Source organism: Martelella mediterranea, assembly GCF_004342225.1.
Lineage (GTDB): Bacteria > Pseudomonadota > Alphaproteobacteria > Rhizobiales > Rhizobiaceae > Martelella > Martelella mediterranea_B.
In genome coordinates, this window is sequence record NZ_SMAR01000019.1 from 45,375 (window position 1) to 63,164 (window position 17,790).

A 17,790-nucleotide genomic window follows, 5' to 3' on the forward strand; every position below is an offset into this window, starting at 1 on the left:
GACCTTTCACGCTCACGAGAAGGATTTTGAAATGTCGATTGCCAAAGGAGACACCCTGCCTTCAGCAACCCTTATGGAGCTGACGGAAAACGGGCCGGAAAAAGTCGCCAGCGAAGATATATTCAAAGGCAAGCGCGTCGTTCTGTTCGCCGTACCCGGCGCGTTCACCCCCACCTGCTCTATCAATCATCTGCCAACCTATCTGGAAAACCGTGACGCGATCCTTTCGCGCAACGTCGATGAAATCGTTGTTGTTGCAGTCAACGATCCCTTCGTCATGGGGGGCTGGGCAAAGGCGACCGGTGGTGAAGGTAAAATCCGCTACCTTTCCGACCCGAATGCAGACTTCACCAAGGCTGTCGGGATGGAACTGGACCTTTCCGGCGCCGGACTCGGAACACGCTCGGTGCGCTATTCCATGCTCATTGATGATGGCGTGGTAAAAGAACTGAACATCGAAGACGACTCCAGCCAGGCAACGGTTTCGGCTGCGGCTACGATCCTTGGCCAGCTTCAAGACTGACCTCGGCATCTAGAGCATTTCGCAGTCAGATGGAAACATCTGACGTCCGCGAAAATGCGTCAAAACAAAGAGATAGAGCGGTTGCGCGTTTTCATGAAAGGCGGAACCGCTCTATTAACGGGCCGGACAGCTATGCATCAGCCGTCCGGCTTTTTTGGTTCGAGCGAAATTGGCCTGAATGGAGGCCTCGTTTCACTTCACGACGTGGATGATGCCGCAGGCCAAACGCGATCCGGCTGCTCCGGACGGCTGGGATTTATAATCATCCGCCCCGGCGTGGATCACGATCGCATGTCCGTCGATGCCGTTTTTTGCATCTGCAAGCGTAACGGCGTCATTAAGGATCTGCGTTTTCAAAGTGCCACTCGCCGGAACATACTGATTCGGCATATCGCCTGCATGGGCACCGCTTTCTGCAAGATAGCCATGCGCATGGCCTTCGGGTGCAAAGTGCCCGCCAGCGGTTTTAAAGCCATTTTCTGCTTCGCAGACACCTTTTTCATGGATATGAAATGCGTGCCACATATCCGGTTGAAGATCGTTCACTTCAGCCTGAACGAGAACGCCTTCAGCGGTCTGGGTCAAAACACCCGTACCGATCTCTGACCCATCGGTGCCGAGAAAGGCAATGGTAGCTTGCGCCGTGGTAGCATCCTGAAGCATCCAGTCTGGTGTGGGCATATCAGCAGCCAGAGCAGGCACGGCGAAGAAACAAAGGGCGGCAGATGGAATTCCAATCTTAAACAATACGGATCTCCTCTCAAGCATTGTGTAAGCGGTTTTTCCTCAAAGGCGCCGGGATAACGAAAACGATTTTCGTTATAGAAGTGACGACGTACGCAACATCGCCCCGACCGCGCAGCAATGGCGCTTCACTTTTCAAAGCCAGCCCGCAAAATGCTTGAAAGTCAGACTTTCCAGTCAAACACGAGAATACCTGACTGACCACCAGCTGCGGCTTCGACCAGCTTGTACCCGACTGCCTTGTGATCGGGGTGATCCAGATAAGTATCGCGTGCACCCGCGTTCTCAAAGGTAACGACGAAACCATCCATATAGCCGCAATCCAGCCCTTCGGGCGAAACATTCGGACCGGCTTTCACATCCACGATCCCGTCGATAACGGATTGCAGCGCTGCGATACCATCATAAATGGCCTGCTTTTCCTCCGCCTGGACCTCGGAGCGAAAACGAACAAGAACACAATGCATAATCATTGAAACAGGCCTCCCGTTTTTAAAACGCACGTCACCTGAAAAGGTTCATGCTTTATATGGTTCCATCCCTTTACGCGCCAGTTCATCGGCACGCTCATTCTCTTCATGCCCGGCATGGCCTTTCACCCAGTGAAGGTTCACCGTGTGCCGGTTGCGTTGCTCTTCCAGCATTTGCCAAAGCTCAGCATTCTTGACGGGCTTTTTCGCGGCGGTTTTCCAGCCGTTTTTTTTCCAGCCGTAAATCCATTTGCCGATGCCATCTTTCAGATAGACGCTATCGGTGTAAAGCTCGACTTCGCAAGGCTCCTTGAGAGCTTTGAGTGCCTCGATCGCCGCCATGAGCTCCATGCGGTTATTGGTTGTATTCTTCTCGCCGCCGCAAAGATCACGTTCTTTTTCGCCGTAACGAAGAACAGCGCCCCAGCCACCCGGGCCGGGATTGCCCGAACACGCACCGTCCGTGAAAATCTCGACCTTCTTCATGCTTTTACGAGCCCATACTCGCTGGCGCTTTTCACAGAACGATGGAACCGGAGATAGCGGAGATACTCCAACGGATCCTTCTTCACCACCATCGCACCTTCCGGTGTCATCAACCAATCGTAGAGTCGCGTCAGAAAGAATCTGAGCGCCGAACCACGCGCGAGCAAAGGCAGCGCTTCGACTTCTGCAGCGCTTAAGGAACGCACCGATTGATACCCCTCAATCAACGCTCTGGCCTTCGTCACATTAAAGGCACCGTCCTTTTCAAAGCACCACGCATTCAGGCATATCGCAAGATCATAGGCGAAGAAATCATTGCAGGCGAAGTAAAAATCGATTAGCCCGGACAGCTCATCGCCAATGAAAAACACGTTGTCGGGAAAAAGGTCAGCGTGGATCACGCCCTCCGGCAGATCGACCGGCCAGTGATCTTCCAGATAGGCCAGCTCGTTGGTAATCTCATCTTCAAGCCCGGCCTCAACTTCATCAGCGCGGGCAGCCGATTTATCCCAAAGATCGACCCAGCCTTTCAGCGACAAGGCATTCTCACGCCGAATGGCAAAATCCTGACCAGCCAGATGCATCTTTGCCATGGCGACCCCGACCTCCCGGCAGTGTTTCGCCTCGGACTTTCTAAGCCACATCCCCTCAAGGAAGGAAATCAGCGCTGCCGGGCGGCCGCACAGGAGACCATAAAGCGCGCCATCGTGGCGCGGCAACGGCAAAGGGCAGGATAGCCCCTGCTCTGCCAGATGCTCCATCAGGCCAAGATAAAACGGAAGATCTCCCTCATCCACGCGCTTTTCATAAAGCGTCAGGATCAGGGCCTCCCGATCAGTATGCAGCAGAAAATTGGAATTCTCGACACCCTCAGTGATGCCTTTGAAAGACATCAGTTCGCCAGCATCATAGGCTTTGAGGAAGTCTTTCAGATCAACCTCATTGATTTCAGTATAAACTGCCACCTGATTATTTTCCGTTTACAAAAGCCATATCATCAACCGTGAGCTCGACATCGCGCAACTCCCGGTTAACAAGAAAATGTTCGTTTTCGACAGCCGTTTCAGCCAGTTCAACGAAGGCGTCGAACCGTGCTTTGAAGGCCTCGATGATTTCATTGACCACCACTTCCGGCGCTGACGCACCAGCGGAAATCCCAAGCGTTGCAATCGCACCGATTTCATCGAAGTCAAGCTCCGAGGCACGCTGCACCAGCATGGAACGCCTTGCACCGGCCCGAAGTGCAACCTCAACCAGACGTCGTGAATTGGATGAATTCGGCGCACCGACAATGATGAAAAGATCGCAGCCCGGCGCAGCAGCAGAGACAGCTTCCTGGCGGTTGGTCGTCGCATAACAGATCGAATCGGCAGACGGTGCTGTCAGATTGGGAAATCGCTCTTTCAGCTTGGCAATCACAGCCGCCGTATCCTGAACCGACAAAGTTGTCTGGGTCACGAAGCCAAGATTATCCGGATCCTCCGGTTGATATGTCTCGGCATCTTCAACAGTCTCGACCAGAGAAACAGCCCCTTCGGGCAGTTGCCCCATCGTTCCAATGACTTCCGGATGCCCCGCATGGCCGATCAGCACGACGTGGCGGCCCAAGCGCTCGTGACGCATGGCCTGTTTGTGAACCTTGGACACCAGCGGGCATGTTGCATCGAGGTAAAACAGATTGCGGCTCTCGGCATCAGCTGGAACAGATTTAGGCACGCCATGGGCGGAGAAAACCACAGGCTGATCGCGATGCTCTGCCGGAATTTCGTCCAGTTCCTCAACGAAAACCGCGCCTTTGGCTTCAAGCCCCTCAACGACGTAGCGGTTATGGACAATTTCATGGCGCACATACACCGGCGCGCCATAGCGTTTGAGCGCCAGAACGACAATCTGAATGGCACGGTCGACGCCTGCGCAAAAGCCACGTGGCCCGCAAAGACGAATCTGAAGTGGTGAGAGTGTCATATATCGGCCCTTAGGCTCCCGGTAGCGGGTCAATCTTAATCCGGCGTGTGTGATACCGGTGCAAAAAGCCGGAGACAAGCCTGAACTCTGCTGCTCAGGTCTCCGTCAGAAGCTCAGCCAACTGATACCAATGATGCCGGTCTCTTGTCCAATGACCATTTGCCGCCGATGTCGACGGCAGGACGCAGGTCAGCGATGTCCCGATCTTCTGTCTCTGCAAACCGCAGGATATATGGCGGTTGCCGAAATAGACCCGCCCTGCCTTAAGGCTGGTAAACGCTACAATCTTCGGACTGAAAGTCAGCATCTTTTGGTGAAATCCGGCAATGTCGAAGCCATCCAGAGACAAAGACCGGTCCATGCCGCTTTCTGTCTGATTGAGATCGGTCAGGCCAATCCCGTATTTCAGAAGGTGTTGAAAATTTTCGGGAATAAGCATGCGGTCCGTCAGCCCGGCGTCGAAAAGCGTTTTGTAAAACCTGTTCGACGGATGGGCATAAAACGAGCCCGTTTGCGCGGAAAGCTTTCCCTTGGCCGTGCCGCAGAAAACAATTTTCAGATCATGCACCAGCAAATCAGTCATCGCGCCGCCGCCGAAAGATCAGAATACCAACGCCAGCCGCCAGAACCACCGCCAGCCCGTACCAGGTCAGCGCGTATTGGAGGTGATTATTCGGAAAGGAGATCCGGGTCACACCACCAACAGGAAGACCACCGGGGTTCTTCGCATCATTGGCATCGATGAAGAAAGGCAGTACAACCTCACGATCAAGGCCGCTCCGGGCCGCCATCGCATCCAGATCTTTCCAGTAATATATATTCTGCTCGACATCATTATCCGGCACGATGAAAGACGGTTTCGTCGAAAGCCGGTCGCGGGCGAGACCATCAATGGTAACTCTGCCATCAATCTGACCTTCCGGGCGCAGCGAAGGCGCCTTCATGTCGAAAGGAACAAAACCGCGATTGACGAAGATGAAACGGCCATCATCCAGCTTCAGCGGCGTGTAGACATAATAACCGGACTGCCCGTTGAAGGTCGCGAAAAAATGCTTCTCCTGGTCGTGAAGGAAATATCCGGAAACCGCCACAGGGCGGTATTCGATTTCTCCTCCGGCAGCCTTCAAGGATTCAATCTGAGCAAGTGAAACCGGCGCCTTCGCGAGCCGGTCTTCGACGGCTGCCAGAAGATCCTGTTTCCAGTGCAAACGCCGGACCTGCCAGTTTCCCAGCAGGATCAGGCACAAGAACGCAAGGATGGTGAGAACCAGTCCAAAAATACGCAGAGGTGAGAGGCGCCTGTATTCCGGTTCACTCATCCCCGGACCTGTCGATCACACCCTCGGCAGCGCGATGGCGATATTGCAGTGCGATCAGCGCGCCCTTGAACGCCCGCAAGGCTGCCAGACTGAGAACAACGGTCAGTGGTGCCCACACAACCACATGAAGCCACAGCGGTGGCGACCAACTGACCTCCGACCACAACACCAGAGCAATCATCAAAAAGCCGACGGCGAACATGACAAAAACGGCAGGCCCATCGCCGGAATCGGCAAACCCGTAATCCAGATCGCAATGATCACATTGTGGTTTGATCGCCAGAAATCCATCAAAAAGCTTTCCCTCGCCGCAACGCGGGCATCTGCCATTCAGCCCATCCATAATCAGCTTGGAATGGGAAGGCTGCTTTTCTTGATTATCCATCATCAATCCGGTCGTCTGGTCATCAGAAACAAGGTCTATTGTAGGACATCACTCCACTCCGGATGCTGTCTGCTTTGCGCTTTGAAGAAAGGGCAAAGCGGAACAATCTTCCATTCGCCCGCACGAGCGCGGCTGACGGCATATTCGGCCAGTGCCTGACCGACGCCTTTGCCACGCAATGCATCCGGCACTCTGGTATGATCGATAATGATAAGGTGACCGGAAGCGCGTGAAAACGTCATTTCCGCCTCAAAGCCATCGACATGCGCGACATAACGACCGCCACTTTCGGTATTCTCTTCGCTAATATGAATGGTCTTGCTTTCCCTGTTGCCTGCCGTGGGGTCAATGACCGGTCTCGGCTATCGGAGCACCCCAGCCGCCCCAGATATAAATCGAGAAGAACAGGAACAGCCAGACAACGTCCACAAAGTGCCAGTACCAGGCTGCAGCCTCCAGTCCGAAATGCTTCTCTGGTGTAAAAGCCCCTCGCGTTGCCCGAATGAGGCAGACAATCAGGAATACCGTACCGACCACCACATGAAAGCCGTGAAATCCGGTTGCCATGAAAAAGGTTGCGCCATAGATCGAGTTTTTAAACGCAAAAGGCGCTTCGTAATATTCGTAAGCCTGAACACAGGTAAACAGCAGGCCCAGAACAACAGTCAGAGACAGGCCCTGGATCATCCCTTTGCGATCCCCATGCAAAAGCGCATGATGCGCCCATGTCAGGGTCGTGCCGGACAGGAGCAGAATGACGGTATTATAGAGCGGGTAATGCCACGGATCGATGACCTCGATACCCGAAGGCGGCCATGTTCCGCCAGTCACCTCGGCGCGCGTGGCCTGTATCGCCTCACCGGTAAACAGGCTTGCATCAAAAAACGCCCAGAACCAGGCGACAAAAAACATCACCTCTGAGGCGATGAACATGATCATGCCATAGCGAAGATGCAGCGAAACCACCGGCGTGTGATGACCTTCACGCCCTTCCTTGATCGTATCGGCCCACCATTCGTATAGAACATAGGCCACCAGAACGAGACCAATGAAGAACATCCAGGGCTGCGCCAGTTCCAGCCCCAGAAGCTTGAAAGAACCACCGGAGAGATAGCGCATATAACCGACGCCACCAAAGGCCATGACAAACACGCCAATTGACGCAACGAGCGGCCACGGACTGGGCTCCATAATATGATAATCGTGGTTCTTCTGGTGCGCGTTCGCCATATCAGTCCCCGTTTCCTCTCTCCTGACGGCATTTTGATGTGAAAATACCGCCCTTTTCAATCCCCGTTTATCGACATGCCCGCAGCCCACTCCTCAAAGCTGCGTTCAATGCCGCTTATATATTGCTGCCGCTTTCTTCCGACACCCGGGCTGCGACCGGGCGTTCATGCTCAAAAAAGGTGTAGGACAGGGTCAGGACCCTGATATCTTTCGTTTCTTCAGCCTCGATGATTGCCGGATCAACGAAAAAGACCACTGGCATATCAAGCGTTTCGCCGGGCTGCAGCTCGGTTTCGGTGAAGCAGAAACACTCAACCTTATTGAAATAGGCGCCGGCCTGAAGTGGCGTCACATTAAAGATTGCCTGACCGGTGACCGGTTCGTCACTGGTGTTTGTCGCGGTGAACGAGACCTGTACGGTTTCACCGATCCGTGGTGATACGGATGGCTGATCGGCCTTAAACGCCCAATCAAGCCCGGGCGCGGTATTGGCATCGAACGTAACCTTGATCTTTTTATCGAGGATCGTATTTGAAAACTGCTCTGTGCGGCTGATCGTGCCGTTATAGCCGGTCACCTGGCAGAAAATCCGGTAAAGCGGAACAGCGGCAAAACTCATGCCCGTCATGCCAACCACGAAAAAAAGGCACATCGCAACGATGAGACCGTTATTGCGCTTCTCCGGTGTTCTGTCTTCTTCGCTCATCGCCTTCACGCCCTCCTCAGCTGTTCCGGCTCTGCCTCATCACTTTATATAACTTCCGAGTCTCATTGCTTGTGTCCGGCGCTCTAATTGGCACCGATTTTAACCATTGTAATAATATAAAACAGCACCACCAGCGCGGCGAGCACAAAACCGAGCGCGATATTGCGTCCGCGCCGGGCCTTCTTCTGCTTTTCCGTCAGTTTGACTGTTTCAATCATCAGACAAAGCCACCTCAGCCAATCAACAACGCAACGGCACGGTCGACTATCAGACCAGCAAAAATCGCAAAGAGATAGAAAATCGAGAAACCGAACAGCTTCTTGGCCGGTATCATTTTTTCATCCGTCTCAGGCATCTGCCAGACACGGATGGAACCATAGATGAAATAAAGACCAAGCAATCCTGCGAAAACGGCATATGCCGGACTTGCAAGTCCTGTCAGTGCTGGCGCAACGCCTGCAAATGCAGTGAGAACCGCATAGACAAACATCTGGCGCTTGGTCGAAGCCTGCCCCGCCACATTCGGCATCATCGGAATACCGACATCGCCATAGTCGCGCATTTTGAACAAAGCCAGGGCCCAGAAATGTGGTGGCGTCCACAGAAAGGTGATCGAGAACAGGATGATACTGTCGATCGAGACACCGCCGGTCACACAGGCCCAGCCGATCATTGGCGGAAAGGCACCCGCGGCACCGCCGATGACGATGTTCTGTGGGGTCGAACGCTTGAGCCAGACGGTGTAAAACAGCGCGTAATAAACAATTGTGAAAGCAAGCAGAAAAGCTGCAAACCAGTTTATGGCCAGCCCGAGTGTGGCAACCGAAAAACACGAAAGCGCAACGCCGAACGCAAGCGCCTCACTGCGGCGTATACGCCCGCTCGGGATCGGACGTTTGGCCGTGCGCGTCATAATCGCGTCGATATCAGCATCATACCACATATTCAGTGCACCCGAGGCACCGGCACCGATGGCAATGCACAAAATCGCGATAGCACCCATGACCGGGTTCATGCCACCCGGTGCCAGAAACAGTCCGGCAAAGGCCGTGAATACCACAAGCGACATCACACGCGGTTTCAGGAGATCGAAATAATCCCGCGCTGTGGCTTCCGAAAGCCCGATATCGGCAGAGGCATAACCGGCCTCGTCATTCACTACTGTCATTCGCTTCTCTGTGTGCCTTTTTTAAAGCGCCTGCACGCCCGGTCTGACAGACGCGCAGAATATTTTAAAATTTCCCCGCCGCTGTCGTTACCGGACACGCGGCAGTTCCGACCACTGGTGATAGGGCGGCGGTGAAGACAGCTGCCACTCCAGCGTTGTCGCACCGGGACCCCACGGGTTATCCCCTGCAATCCGTTTCTTGGCGAAGGCTTCATACACGCCATAAAGGAAAATCAAAACGCCAATTGCCGAGATATAGGAACCGTAGGATGAAACCGCATTCCATCCGGCAAAGGCATCAGGGTAATCCACATAGCGGCGCGGCATCCCGGAAAGGCCGAGGAAATGCTGCGGGAAGAACACAAGGTTCACACCGATAAACATGACCCAGAAATGGAGAACCGCCACCCGGTCGCTGTACATATAGCCCGTGATCTTCGGGAACCAGTAATACCAACCGGCGAATATCGCAAACACGGCCCCGAGCGACAGGACATAATGGAAGTGTGCGACCACGTAATAAGTATCGTGAAGCGAGCGATCAAGCCCGGCATTGGCCAGCTGAACGCCGGTTACACCGCCAACGGTGAACAGGAAGATAAAGCCGATCGCCCAGACCATGGGTGCCTTGAAGCTGATCGATCCACCCCACATTGTCGCAATCCAGGAGAAGATTTTCACGCCGGTGGGAACGGCAATCACCATCGTGGCAAACACAAAATAACGCTGCGTATCAAGCGACAATCCCACCGTATACATGTGATGCGCCCAGACGATGAAGCCGACCGCACCGATAGCAACCATGGCATAAGCCATGCCGAGATAACCAAAGACCGGCTTTTTCGAAAACGTCGAAACGATATGGCTGACGATGCCGAAAGCCGGCAGGATCAGAATATAGACTTCCGGATGACCGAAGAACCAGAACAGGTGCTGGTAGAGTATAGGATCGCCACCGCCATCCGGCGAGAAGAAGGTCGTACCAAAATTTCGGTCGGTCAGAAGCATCGTAATGCCGCCTGCCAGAACAGGAAGTGACAACAGCAGCAGAAAAGCCGTGACCAATACCGACCAGGCAAACAGCGGCATTTTATGCAGCGTCATGCCCGGCGCACGCATATTGAGGATCGTGGTAATGAAATTGATTGCGCCGAGGATCGAGGAAATACCGGCGACATGCAGCGCGAAGATCGCGAGATCGACCGCAGGCCCGGGCATACCGGTTGTTGAGAACGGCGGATACATAGTCCAGCCGCCGCCAACGCCATAAGACCCGGCAGGCCCTTCCACAAACATAGACAGGAGCAGCAGGATAAAGGCAGGTACGAGCAGCCAGAACGAGATATTGTTCAGACGCGGGAATGCCATATCCGGTGCGCCGATCATGATCGGGATCATCCAGTTTGCAAAACCGCCGATCAGCGCTGGCATGACCATGAAGAAGATCATGATCAGACCATGGGCCGTGGTGAAGACGTTGTAAAGGTGCTTGCCCTGATCCATTGCCGCAGCACCGGAATCGCCATAAACCATGGCAGCCAGACCGTTGAAAATCTGGATCCCCGGCTCTTGCAGCTCCATGCGCATTGCGATGGAAAGGCCACCGCCAATGATGCCCGCGCAGATCGCGAAAATCAGGTAGAGGGTTCCGATGTCTTTATGGTTGGTGGATAGAAACCACCGGGCGAAAAAGCCGGGCTTGTGATCGTCAGCAACGTGTGCGCCTGCATCAGCCATGGTTCACCCTCCCTTATTCGTTATCCGCAAGCAGAACGGAACCGCCTGCCTGCTTATGTTGTTCAATGGACGCCATCAGTGCCTGATTTGCAGCTTCAACGTCGTTTTTGGCCTCGGCCTGCCAGCTTTCAAACTGTTCCGGGGAAACAGCCCTGATGGCGATCGGCATAAAGGCATGGTCCTTGCCGCAAAGCTCGGAACACTGACCGTAATAAATGCCTTCTTCCTCAGCCTTGAACCAGGTTTCATTCAGACGACCGGGTATCGCGTCGATCTTGATGCCGAAAGCAGGCATAGCGAAGGAATGAATAACATCAGTCGGCGCAGCTGTGACCAGCAGCCGGACGACTTCACCTACAGGCACGACCATTTCATTATCGACAGCCAACAGCCGGGGATATTCGGCTTTGTTTTCCTTGCCGTATTCTGCACGCTGATCTTCAGTCAGCATGTAGGATGAGTAGGAAATCTCGCCATCCTCGATTTCCGGATAATCGTAGGACCACAGCCACTGGGTCGCCGTTGCCTTGACAGTCAGTTCCGGATCTTCGGGCATGGTCAGCTGAGCGTTCAGCAGGTTGAAGGACGGAACCGCCAGAAACAACAGGATGAGCACCGGACAGACCGTCCAGACCACCTCAATCACCGTGTTGTGACTGACCCGCGAAGCTTCCGGGTTCCTGGAGGCCCGGAAACGGATGATGACCGTGATCAGCAGCGCCAGCACCAAGAGCACAATCGGCACAATGAACCAAAGCGTATAGTCCTCGAACCAGCGAATCTGATGCATGATCGGCGAAGCCGCAGGCTGCAGATCCATCTCCCAGGGCTTCGGCTGCGCGGCGAATGCGCTGCCAGCACTGGCAAGACAGAGTAACCCCGTCAGCCCTGTTCTGGTCTTGTTGATCACGACGACATTCCCTCCTTCGTTTGACCTCAATCAAACCGGATTTGCCAAAAGAGCGCTAAAAGCCGATTATGGGCCTAAAGGGTCTTCCTGCATAGGCGACTATTGTTTACGGCACTGCCCTCCCGAGGCATAGCCACAAGTCTGCCATTCTCCGGTTTTTCCTCCTCCGTCACAATTATGCCATAGCATCTGGCAGATTAAAGCGTCAATTTGTCTCATGACCGAGCGGACCATTCTCAACACCTGCGGTCAATTCTGCCACAGAAGAATATCAGACATCATTGAAAAGCGGTGCCCAAGCCAGTTAATGACTGCAAAGCATCTTCAAACCAGCAAGCCTTTAGGATTCGATCCATCATGCAGCTTTCGTTTCTGCCCGCTCATCCGGCCCCGGTCTTCGCCAAGTCGCGTTTTCTGAGAAGAAAGCTTGCCGCACTGGTGATTCTGACCGCAGCGCTTGCAGCGCCGCTGCCGTTTAACTCTTCAGCCCTAGCACAGGAGGGAGGGACAGAGGCGCTGCAAACGGAAGAACGCGTCCCCCTGCCCGATCCGCGCGGTGATGAAAATCGCGACAACTCGATTGTAAGGTCCAATTACGGCGCATGGTCGATCATCTGTGATCAGCCTCCGGGTTCATCCGTCGAGCAATGCGCCTTGATGCAGAATGTCATCGCCGATGACCGACCGGAAATCGGACTCTCTATCGCAGTTCTTAAGACAGCAGACCGGCAAGCGAAACTGCTTCGCATCATGACACCACTTGGCGTCTATCTGCCAGAAGGTATGGGCCTGTTTGTTGACGGTGAAAATGTGGGTAAAGCGATGTTTTCACGCTGCTATCTGGACGGTTGCTATGTCGAGGTCGTGATTGACGATGAGCTGATGCAAGTTCTCAGGGCCGGCAAGGAAGCTGTCTTCACACTCAACTTTTCGGTCGATCAGGACACGATTGGCATACCCGTTGACCTGACCGGTTTTGCAAACGGCTATGACGCCCTGCCCTGATATTGATCAGTTCGAATGCCTATATTGGCTTTCATGAAAGAAAAACTACGGAAATGAGCATGAGCGACCGCGATCTGATCAGCCAATTTGATGTCGATGAAGGCAAAGTCCGGAAAATCGTTTCCGATACGCTTCAGGGGGCAGATGATGGCGAATTGTTTGTTGAATATGCCCAGAACGAATCGCTGTCGTTTGATGATGGCCGCTTGAAAAGCGGATCATTCAACACCGGTCAGGGTTTTGGGTTGCGCGCCGTTGCCGGTGAAGCCAGTGGCTTTGCCCATGCCGGCGAGCTTTCCGAGGCCGCGCTGAAGCGCGCTTCTGAAACAGCCAGCGCTGTAACGCGAGGCTATAGCGGCACCTATGCCGAGCCGCCGCGTGGCACCAATAAGCGCCTCTATACGGATGAAAATCCGATTGGTTCTCCGACGTTCGAGCAGAAAGTCCAGCTTCTGGGCGAAATCGACGCCTATCTGCGCGAACGGGATCCGCGTGTGCGTCAGGTCTCGGCCTCGCTGGCAGCAAGCCACCAGATTGTCGATATCCTGCGTGGTGATGGCTACCGCGCCAGTGATGTGCGGCCAATGACACGGCTGAACATTTCGGTGGTGGTCGGCGATGGCGACCGGCAGGAAACCGGCTCTTTCGGTATTGGCGGACGCGTTGCTTTTGAAGACCTGTTTGCAAGACAGGACTGGCAGTCAGGCGCCGAGGAGGCCTTGCGCAAGGCGTTCGTCAATCTTGAAGCGATTGATGCGCCTGCAGGCACCATGGATATCGTTCTCGGAAACGGCTGGCCCGGTGTTATGATCCATGAAGCCGTCGGCCACGGCCTGGAAGGCGACTTCAACCGCAAGAACCTGTCCGCTTTTTCAGGCCTGGTCGGTGAAATGGTCGCGGCCCCGGGCGTTACCATTGTCGACGACGGTACGATTGAAAATCGGCGGGGCTCCATATCGATTGATGATGAGGGAACACCCTCAGGCTACAACGTTCTGATCGAAAACGGACGGCTGACAGGCTACATGCAGGATCGGCTCAACGCTCGCCTGATGGGTGTCGCCCCAACCGGCAACGGTCGCCGTCAGTCATATTCTGACCTGCCAATGCCGCGCATGACGAATACCTACATGCTGGCCGGCGACAAGACCAAGGAAGAGATTATCGGCTCCGTCAAGAAAGGCATATACGCGGTCACATTCGGCGGCGGTCAGGTGGATATCACCTCTGGCCAGTTCGTTTTCTCATGTACCGAAGCTTATCTGATCGAAAACGGAAAGATCGGCGCCCCAATCAAAGGTGCAACTCTGATCGGGAACGGTCCGGAAGCCATGAAACGCGTATCCATGGTCGGCAATGATCTGGACCTCGACAATGGCATCGGCAATTGTGGCAAAGCCGGACAATGGGTTCCGGTCGGCGTTGGGCAGCCGCATCTTCGTCTCGATCAGATTACAGTGGGCGGCACCAAAGCTTAGGGCTTTTTTTACCGCACCTGATGTTTGATAGACGCATGGACAGCGCAGATCATACAGCAGAACAAGCGATGGAACAGAAGCGCATTGAAATCCGCAGGTATGAACCGGCGGACAATGCGTGCCTGACAGCCATCTGGTATCAGGCCTCGTGCATTTCCCATCCGTTTCTGCCGGATAGCCTGCTGCAGGAGCAACGCCTGCAGATTTCCTCAAAGTATCTGCCAGAAACAGAAACCTGGGTTGCCGTTGGTCCGGCTGGGCCGGTCGGCTTTATCGGGCTCATTGATTTGTTTATCGGCGGTCTGTTCATTGCGCCGGAGTGGCAAAGCCGCGGCATAGGCAGCCTTCTGCTGTCGCATGCCTTTGACCTTAAAGGAAAACTTGCGCTTGAGGTTTATGTTGCCAACCAGCGCGCGGTCGATTTTTACCGCAAACACGGATTTTGCGGTGTCCGGCGGCGCGAAACAGACGATAACGGTCTGCCATACCCATTGATCCTTATGCAAAAGCCATGTCCTTCGGCTTCACGCAGAACACCGACGAGTAGCAGCAGATCATTCTGAGCGTTACCCTAACGGAGAGACCTTCAACTCTTCTCAGAATGCGGAAGAAATTCTTCAAGCACCGAGACAATGAGCCCGTGATCATCAGCACTGGCAAGCCCCGACACAGTGATGGCTGCCACAACACCTGTTTCTTTGACACGCACGGGAAAACTGCCGCCGTGGTCGGCGTAATCCTTGATATCAAGGCCAATCTCGGGTCCGATACTGACGCCCTTTCGCTTGTGCTCAAGCTCGACAGCATAAGACGAGCGCTGAAAATGAAACACAACATTGGATTTACGCCGCGCCCAGAGATCATTTGCAGGCGCAGTCCCACTTAAGGCCGCATGAAACAGCATGCGATCCTGCGTTCGAATGTCAATCACCACTGACGCATTATGCGAATGGGCGCGGGCAACAAGCCGCTGCCCAAGCTCCCAGGCATCGTCCTCACTAAAAGCAGGAAAAATCAAACGTTCTTCCTGCCCGGCAACCATATTTTCCGTCTCAGTCATTGCTTGCATCTGGCGTCCCTCACCAAAACCGCGGTCAGGCTGATCTTGAAACAGACATGCGCTGACTGCAATCGCAGATCACAGAGCGCCTGCCCTGATACGATAGGAGCGAGGCCTTTCAAGGATACATTCGAACCTTGTGCCAGTCGCCCTCGGTGCCCTCGCGACGGAACTCAATGCGGTCATGAAGGCGGAACTTTGCATCACGCCAGAATTCGATTGAAACCGGCTTTATCCTGAACCCTGACCAGTGCGATGGCCGGGGCACTTCGCCAACCCCGTAACGGGCCGTATACTGAGCCACGGCCTTTTCCAGTGCGAAACGGCTTTCCAGCGGGCGCGACTGTTTCGATGCCCATGCGCCGATGCGGCTGCCACGCGGACGCGAGGCAAAATAGGCATCGGCCTCTTCGTCAGAAACAACCTCAACCGGGCCGCGCAGCCGCACCTGACGGCGCAGCGATTTCCAGTGAAAGCACATGGCGGCCTTGGGCTGGCCGAGGAGTTCGCGCCCTTTCTGGCTTTCAAAGTTCGTGTAAAAAACGAAACCTCTGGTGTCCACGTCCTTCAGCAGCACCATACGGACATTTGGTAGCCCGTCTTCGTCTACTGTCGCGACGGACACAGCATTGGGATCATTGATCTCGTGATCTTTCGCCTCTTTCAGCCACTTCTGAAAAAGCTCGAATGGGTCACTTTCAGCTGTGAAATCGGTATTCGCTGTGTCTTCACTCGCCATGATATCTACTCCCGGTCATAATGGACCGTCGCGTCGGGAACCAGCCGTCCGGTTTGAAGTCTGACGGCGCGACGGCAGCCTTCTCAAAGGCATGCACACGAATTTTCACATTCTGCATTAATAAGTGAACGCAAATGTGAAGGGCTTGGCAATAACCTTTTCGGAAGCTAAAGCGACTGCAACACGGCTCAAGATTGCTTGAACCGCAATGCTGCCTATGCCATAGGCAGAAACGAAGAGAGTTTCAAGGAGCATCGACACATGGCTGAAGCAAACGGCCTCATGAAAGGCAAACGCGGCATCATTCTCGGTGTCGCCAATAACCGTTCGATCGCATGGGGCATTGCCAAAGCATGTCGTGAGGCCGGCGCCGAGATCGCGCTGACATGGCAGGGCGACAACCTTAAGAAGCGCGTCGAACCGCTTGCAAAAGAACTCGACGCTTTGATGGCCGGGCACTGCGATGTGACCGACATGGATAGCGTCGACGCCGTATTCGACACGCTGAAAAAAGAATGGGGCAAGATCGACTTTGTCGTTCACGCCATTGCGTTTTCCGACAAAGACGAACTGACCGGACGTTACATTGACACATCGCGGGAAAATTTTGCCCGGTCTATGGACATTTCGGTGTACTCGTTCACCGCGGTCGCCAAACGCGCAGAACAAATGATGAATGATGGCGGTTCGATGCTGACGCTGACTTACTACGGCGCAGAAAAGGTCATGCCACACTACAATGTCATGGGCGTTGCCAAGGCCGCACTTGAGGCGAGCGTGCGTTACATGGCTGTCGATCTCGGCAACCGCGGCATCCGCGTCAATGCTGTTTCTGCCGGACCGATCAAGACTTTAGCCGGTTCTGCCATTGGCGACTTCCGCTACATTCTCAAGTGGAACGAATATAATTCGCCGCTGAAGCGCAACGTCACGATTGATGAAGTTGGTAACACGGCACTGTTCCTGCTTTCCGATTTGTCGACCTCGATCACTGGCGAAGTTCTGCACGCCGATTCGGGCTACCACACAGTTGGCATGAAAGCGGTTGATGCACCGGATATTTCGGTTGTCATCAAAGAATAAATTTTAAAAGGCGCGGCATGGTTCCGCGCCTTTGTCTTTCAGCTGAACCTTCGCACGGTCCGGCAGTTTTCTTTTTTAAACTTACAGGATTTTCAAAGTGCAGATTTATGTCATCAGGCATGGCCAGACAGACTGGAACGCCGAAGCTCGCCTGCAGGGACAAAAAGATATACCGCTGAACGAAACCGGGCGCGGACAGGCCAATCAGAATGGCAAAGCGCTGGCCGAGCTTCTTGGCGATGAAACTCGGCTGTTTGATTTCATATCCAGTCCACTTTCCAGAACCCGCGAAACGATGGAGCGCGTGCGCGCCGCCATGGGACTGACGCCGGAACTTTACCGCACAGATGACCGCCTGCGTGAGCTTTCCTTCGGCGACTGGGAGGGCAAGACCCTGAAAGAAGTTGGCGAGGAACGACCGGAACTTCTGGCAGAGCGGGAAAAGGACAAATGGTCTTTCGTTCCTCCCGGAGATGAAGCCGAAAGCTATGAGATCCTGTCCTGGCGCATTGGCGCCTGGCTGAAAGAGGTTGTCGGACCGACGGTCTGTGTCGCTCATGGCGGTGTTATTCGTGCACTTTTCCGGGTTGTTGCAAACACACCCACAGCGGAAGCCTCTGAACTGGCGATCCCCCAGAACAATATTCTGCGTATCGATCCCGAAGCCGGAACAATCGGCTGGGTATTGTAAGGCTTTCTCTTGTCTGCGATTTGCTTTAAAGCGGAGCCTCCATTGGATGCGCGGTTTTGTTCCGGCTTCAGTGTGGGCATAGGTCAGGCGG

At 54.3% G+C, this 17,790-nt stretch carries 23 protein-coding genes; 6 read left to right on the forward strand and 17 right to left on the reverse strand.

The window, feature by feature from the left end:
- Positions 1–31: 31 nt before the first annotated feature.
- Positions 32–523 (forward strand): peroxiredoxin, encoded by a 492-nt coding sequence (locus EDC90_RS12760; protein WP_132312181.1) that lies wholly within the window; start codon positions 32–34, stop codon positions 521–523.
- A 192-nt stretch (positions 524–715) separates the two neighbouring features.
- Here the strand turns inward: EDC90_RS12760 and EDC90_RS12765 are convergent, their stop codons facing one another.
- The 15 genes from EDC90_RS12765 to coxB all read right to left on the reverse strand — a co-directional run bounded on the left by EDC90_RS12765 (position 716) and on the right by coxB (position 11,643).
- Positions 716–1,204, reverse strand: a complete 489-nt coding sequence (locus EDC90_RS12765; protein WP_432420005.1) for a superoxide dismutase family protein — start codon at positions 1,202–1,204, stop codon at positions 716–718.
- A 227-nt stretch (positions 1,205–1,431) separates the two neighbouring features.
- Complete coding sequence (locus EDC90_RS12770) at positions 1,432–1,740, reverse strand: Dabb family protein (protein ID WP_132312185.1); 309 nt, start codon at positions 1,738–1,740, stop codon at positions 1,432–1,434.
- Positions 1,741–1,785: 45 nt separating this feature from the next.
- Entirely contained in the window at positions 1,786–2,223 is a 438-nt protein-coding gene (gene rnhA / locus EDC90_RS12775) for a ribonuclease HI (RefSeq protein WP_132312187.1), read from the reverse strand.
- Positions 2,220–3,188, reverse strand: coding sequence for a homoserine kinase (locus EDC90_RS12780; RefSeq protein ID WP_132312189.1), 969 nt, complete (start codon positions 3,186–3,188; stop codon positions 2,220–2,222). The genes rnhA and EDC90_RS12780 overlap by 4 nt, the downstream gene beginning before the upstream one ends.
- A gap of 4 nt (positions 3,189–3,192) precedes the next feature.
- Positions 3,193–4,188, reverse strand: coding sequence for a 4-hydroxy-3-methylbut-2-enyl diphosphate reductase (ispH, locus tag EDC90_RS12785; protein ID WP_132312191.1), 996 nt, complete (start codon positions 4,186–4,188; stop codon positions 3,193–3,195).
- Between the two features lie 94 nt (positions 4,189–4,282).
- Positions 4,283–4,771 (reverse strand): mismatch-specific DNA-glycosylase, encoded by a 489-nt coding sequence (locus EDC90_RS12790; protein WP_132312193.1) that lies wholly within the window; start codon positions 4,769–4,771, stop codon positions 4,283–4,285.
- Entirely contained in the window at positions 4,764–5,507 is a 744-nt protein-coding gene (locus EDC90_RS12795; protein ID WP_132312195.1) for an SURF1 family protein, read from the reverse strand. Before EDC90_RS12795 ends, EDC90_RS12790 begins: the two co-directional genes overlap by 8 nt.
- Positions 5,500–5,892, reverse strand: coding sequence for a DUF983 domain-containing protein (locus EDC90_RS12800; protein WP_245511049.1), 393 nt, complete (start codon positions 5,890–5,892; stop codon positions 5,500–5,502). Before EDC90_RS12800 ends, EDC90_RS12795 begins: the two co-directional genes overlap by 8 nt.
- A gap of 35 nt (positions 5,893–5,927) precedes the next feature.
- The gene (locus EDC90_RS12805; protein WP_132312199.1) at positions 5,928–6,206 is read right to left on the reverse strand and encodes a GNAT family N-acetyltransferase; all 279 of its coding nucleotides are present in this window, start codon (positions 6,204–6,206) and stop codon (positions 5,928–5,930) included.
- A 31-nt stretch (positions 6,207–6,237) separates the two neighbouring features.
- Positions 6,238–7,122 (reverse strand): cytochrome c oxidase subunit 3, encoded by an 885-nt coding sequence (locus tag EDC90_RS12810; protein ID WP_132312201.1) that lies wholly within the window; start codon positions 7,120–7,122, stop codon positions 6,238–6,240.
- Between the two features lie 115 nt (positions 7,123–7,237).
- Positions 7,238–7,828: a cytochrome c oxidase assembly protein gene (locus tag EDC90_RS12815; RefSeq protein ID WP_132312203.1), complete on the reverse strand. Its 591-nt coding sequence runs from the start codon at positions 7,826–7,828 to the stop codon at positions 7,238–7,240.
- Positions 7,829–7,911: 83 nt separating this feature from the next.
- On the reverse strand, positions 7,912–8,046 hold the full coding sequence (locus tag EDC90_RS21435; RefSeq protein ID WP_281015411.1) for a hypothetical protein: 135 nt from the start codon (positions 8,044–8,046) through the stop codon (positions 7,912–7,914).
- A 14-nt stretch (positions 8,047–8,060) separates the two neighbouring features.
- The gene (locus tag EDC90_RS12820) at positions 8,061–8,996 is read right to left on the reverse strand and encodes a heme o synthase (RefSeq protein ID WP_132312205.1); all 936 of its coding nucleotides are present in this window, start codon (positions 8,994–8,996) and stop codon (positions 8,061–8,063) included.
- An 87-nt stretch (positions 8,997–9,083) separates the two neighbouring features.
- Complete coding sequence (gene ctaD, locus EDC90_RS12825; protein ID WP_132312207.1) at positions 9,084–10,733, reverse strand: cytochrome c oxidase subunit I; 1,650 nt, start codon at positions 10,731–10,733, stop codon at positions 9,084–9,086.
- Positions 10,734–10,746: 13 nt separating this feature from the next.
- On the reverse strand, positions 10,747–11,643 hold the full coding sequence (gene coxB, locus EDC90_RS12830) for a cytochrome c oxidase subunit II (RefSeq protein WP_132312209.1): 897 nt from the start codon (positions 11,641–11,643) through the stop codon (positions 10,747–10,749).
- A gap of 357 nt (positions 11,644–12,000) precedes the next feature.
- On the opposite strand from coxB, the gene EDC90_RS12835 reads away from it, so the two are divergent.
- The 3 genes from EDC90_RS12835 (at position 12,001) to EDC90_RS12845 (ending at position 14,689) form a co-directional block, all read left to right on the forward strand.
- A complete protein-coding gene (locus EDC90_RS12835; protein WP_132312211.1) occupies positions 12,001–12,648 on the forward strand; it encodes an invasion associated locus B family protein in 648 nt (215 codons plus the stop codon).
- Positions 12,649–12,707: 59 nt separating this feature from the next.
- Complete coding sequence (gene tldD / locus EDC90_RS12840) at positions 12,708–14,126, forward strand: metalloprotease TldD (RefSeq protein WP_132312213.1); 1,419 nt, start codon at positions 12,708–12,710, stop codon at positions 14,124–14,126.
- Between the two features lie 68 nt (positions 14,127–14,194).
- Entirely contained in the window at positions 14,195–14,689 is a 495-nt protein-coding gene (locus EDC90_RS12845) for a GNAT family N-acetyltransferase (protein WP_132312215.1), read from the forward strand.
- 23 nt (positions 14,690–14,712) lie between these two features.
- On the opposite strand, the gene EDC90_RS12850 is transcribed toward EDC90_RS12845, so the two are convergent.
- Both EDC90_RS12850 and pdxH read right to left on the reverse strand, forming a co-directional pair.
- Positions 14,713–15,186: a heme-degrading domain-containing protein gene (locus tag EDC90_RS12850; protein WP_132312217.1), complete on the reverse strand. Its 474-nt coding sequence runs from the start codon at positions 15,184–15,186 to the stop codon at positions 14,713–14,715.
- A 118-nt stretch (positions 15,187–15,304) separates the two neighbouring features.
- Positions 15,305–15,925 (reverse strand): pyridoxamine 5'-phosphate oxidase, encoded by a 621-nt coding sequence (gene pdxH / locus EDC90_RS12855; RefSeq protein WP_132312219.1) that lies wholly within the window; start codon positions 15,923–15,925, stop codon positions 15,305–15,307.
- A gap of 261 nt (positions 15,926–16,186) precedes the next feature.
- Here pdxH and fabI point away from each other — a divergent pair, with 261 nt between their 5' ends.
- Positions 16,187–17,008 carry an enoyl-ACP reductase FabI gene (fabI, locus tag EDC90_RS12860; RefSeq protein WP_132312221.1) on the forward strand — a complete coding sequence of 274 codons (822 nt, stop codon included), beginning with the start codon at positions 16,187–16,189 and terminating at the stop codon, positions 17,006–17,008.
- 97 nt (positions 17,009–17,105) lie between these two features.
- On the forward strand, positions 17,106–17,699 hold the full coding sequence (locus tag EDC90_RS12865; RefSeq protein ID WP_132312223.1) for a histidine phosphatase family protein: 594 nt from the start codon (positions 17,106–17,108) through the stop codon (positions 17,697–17,699).
- Positions 17,700–17,790: the final 91 nt, after the last annotated feature.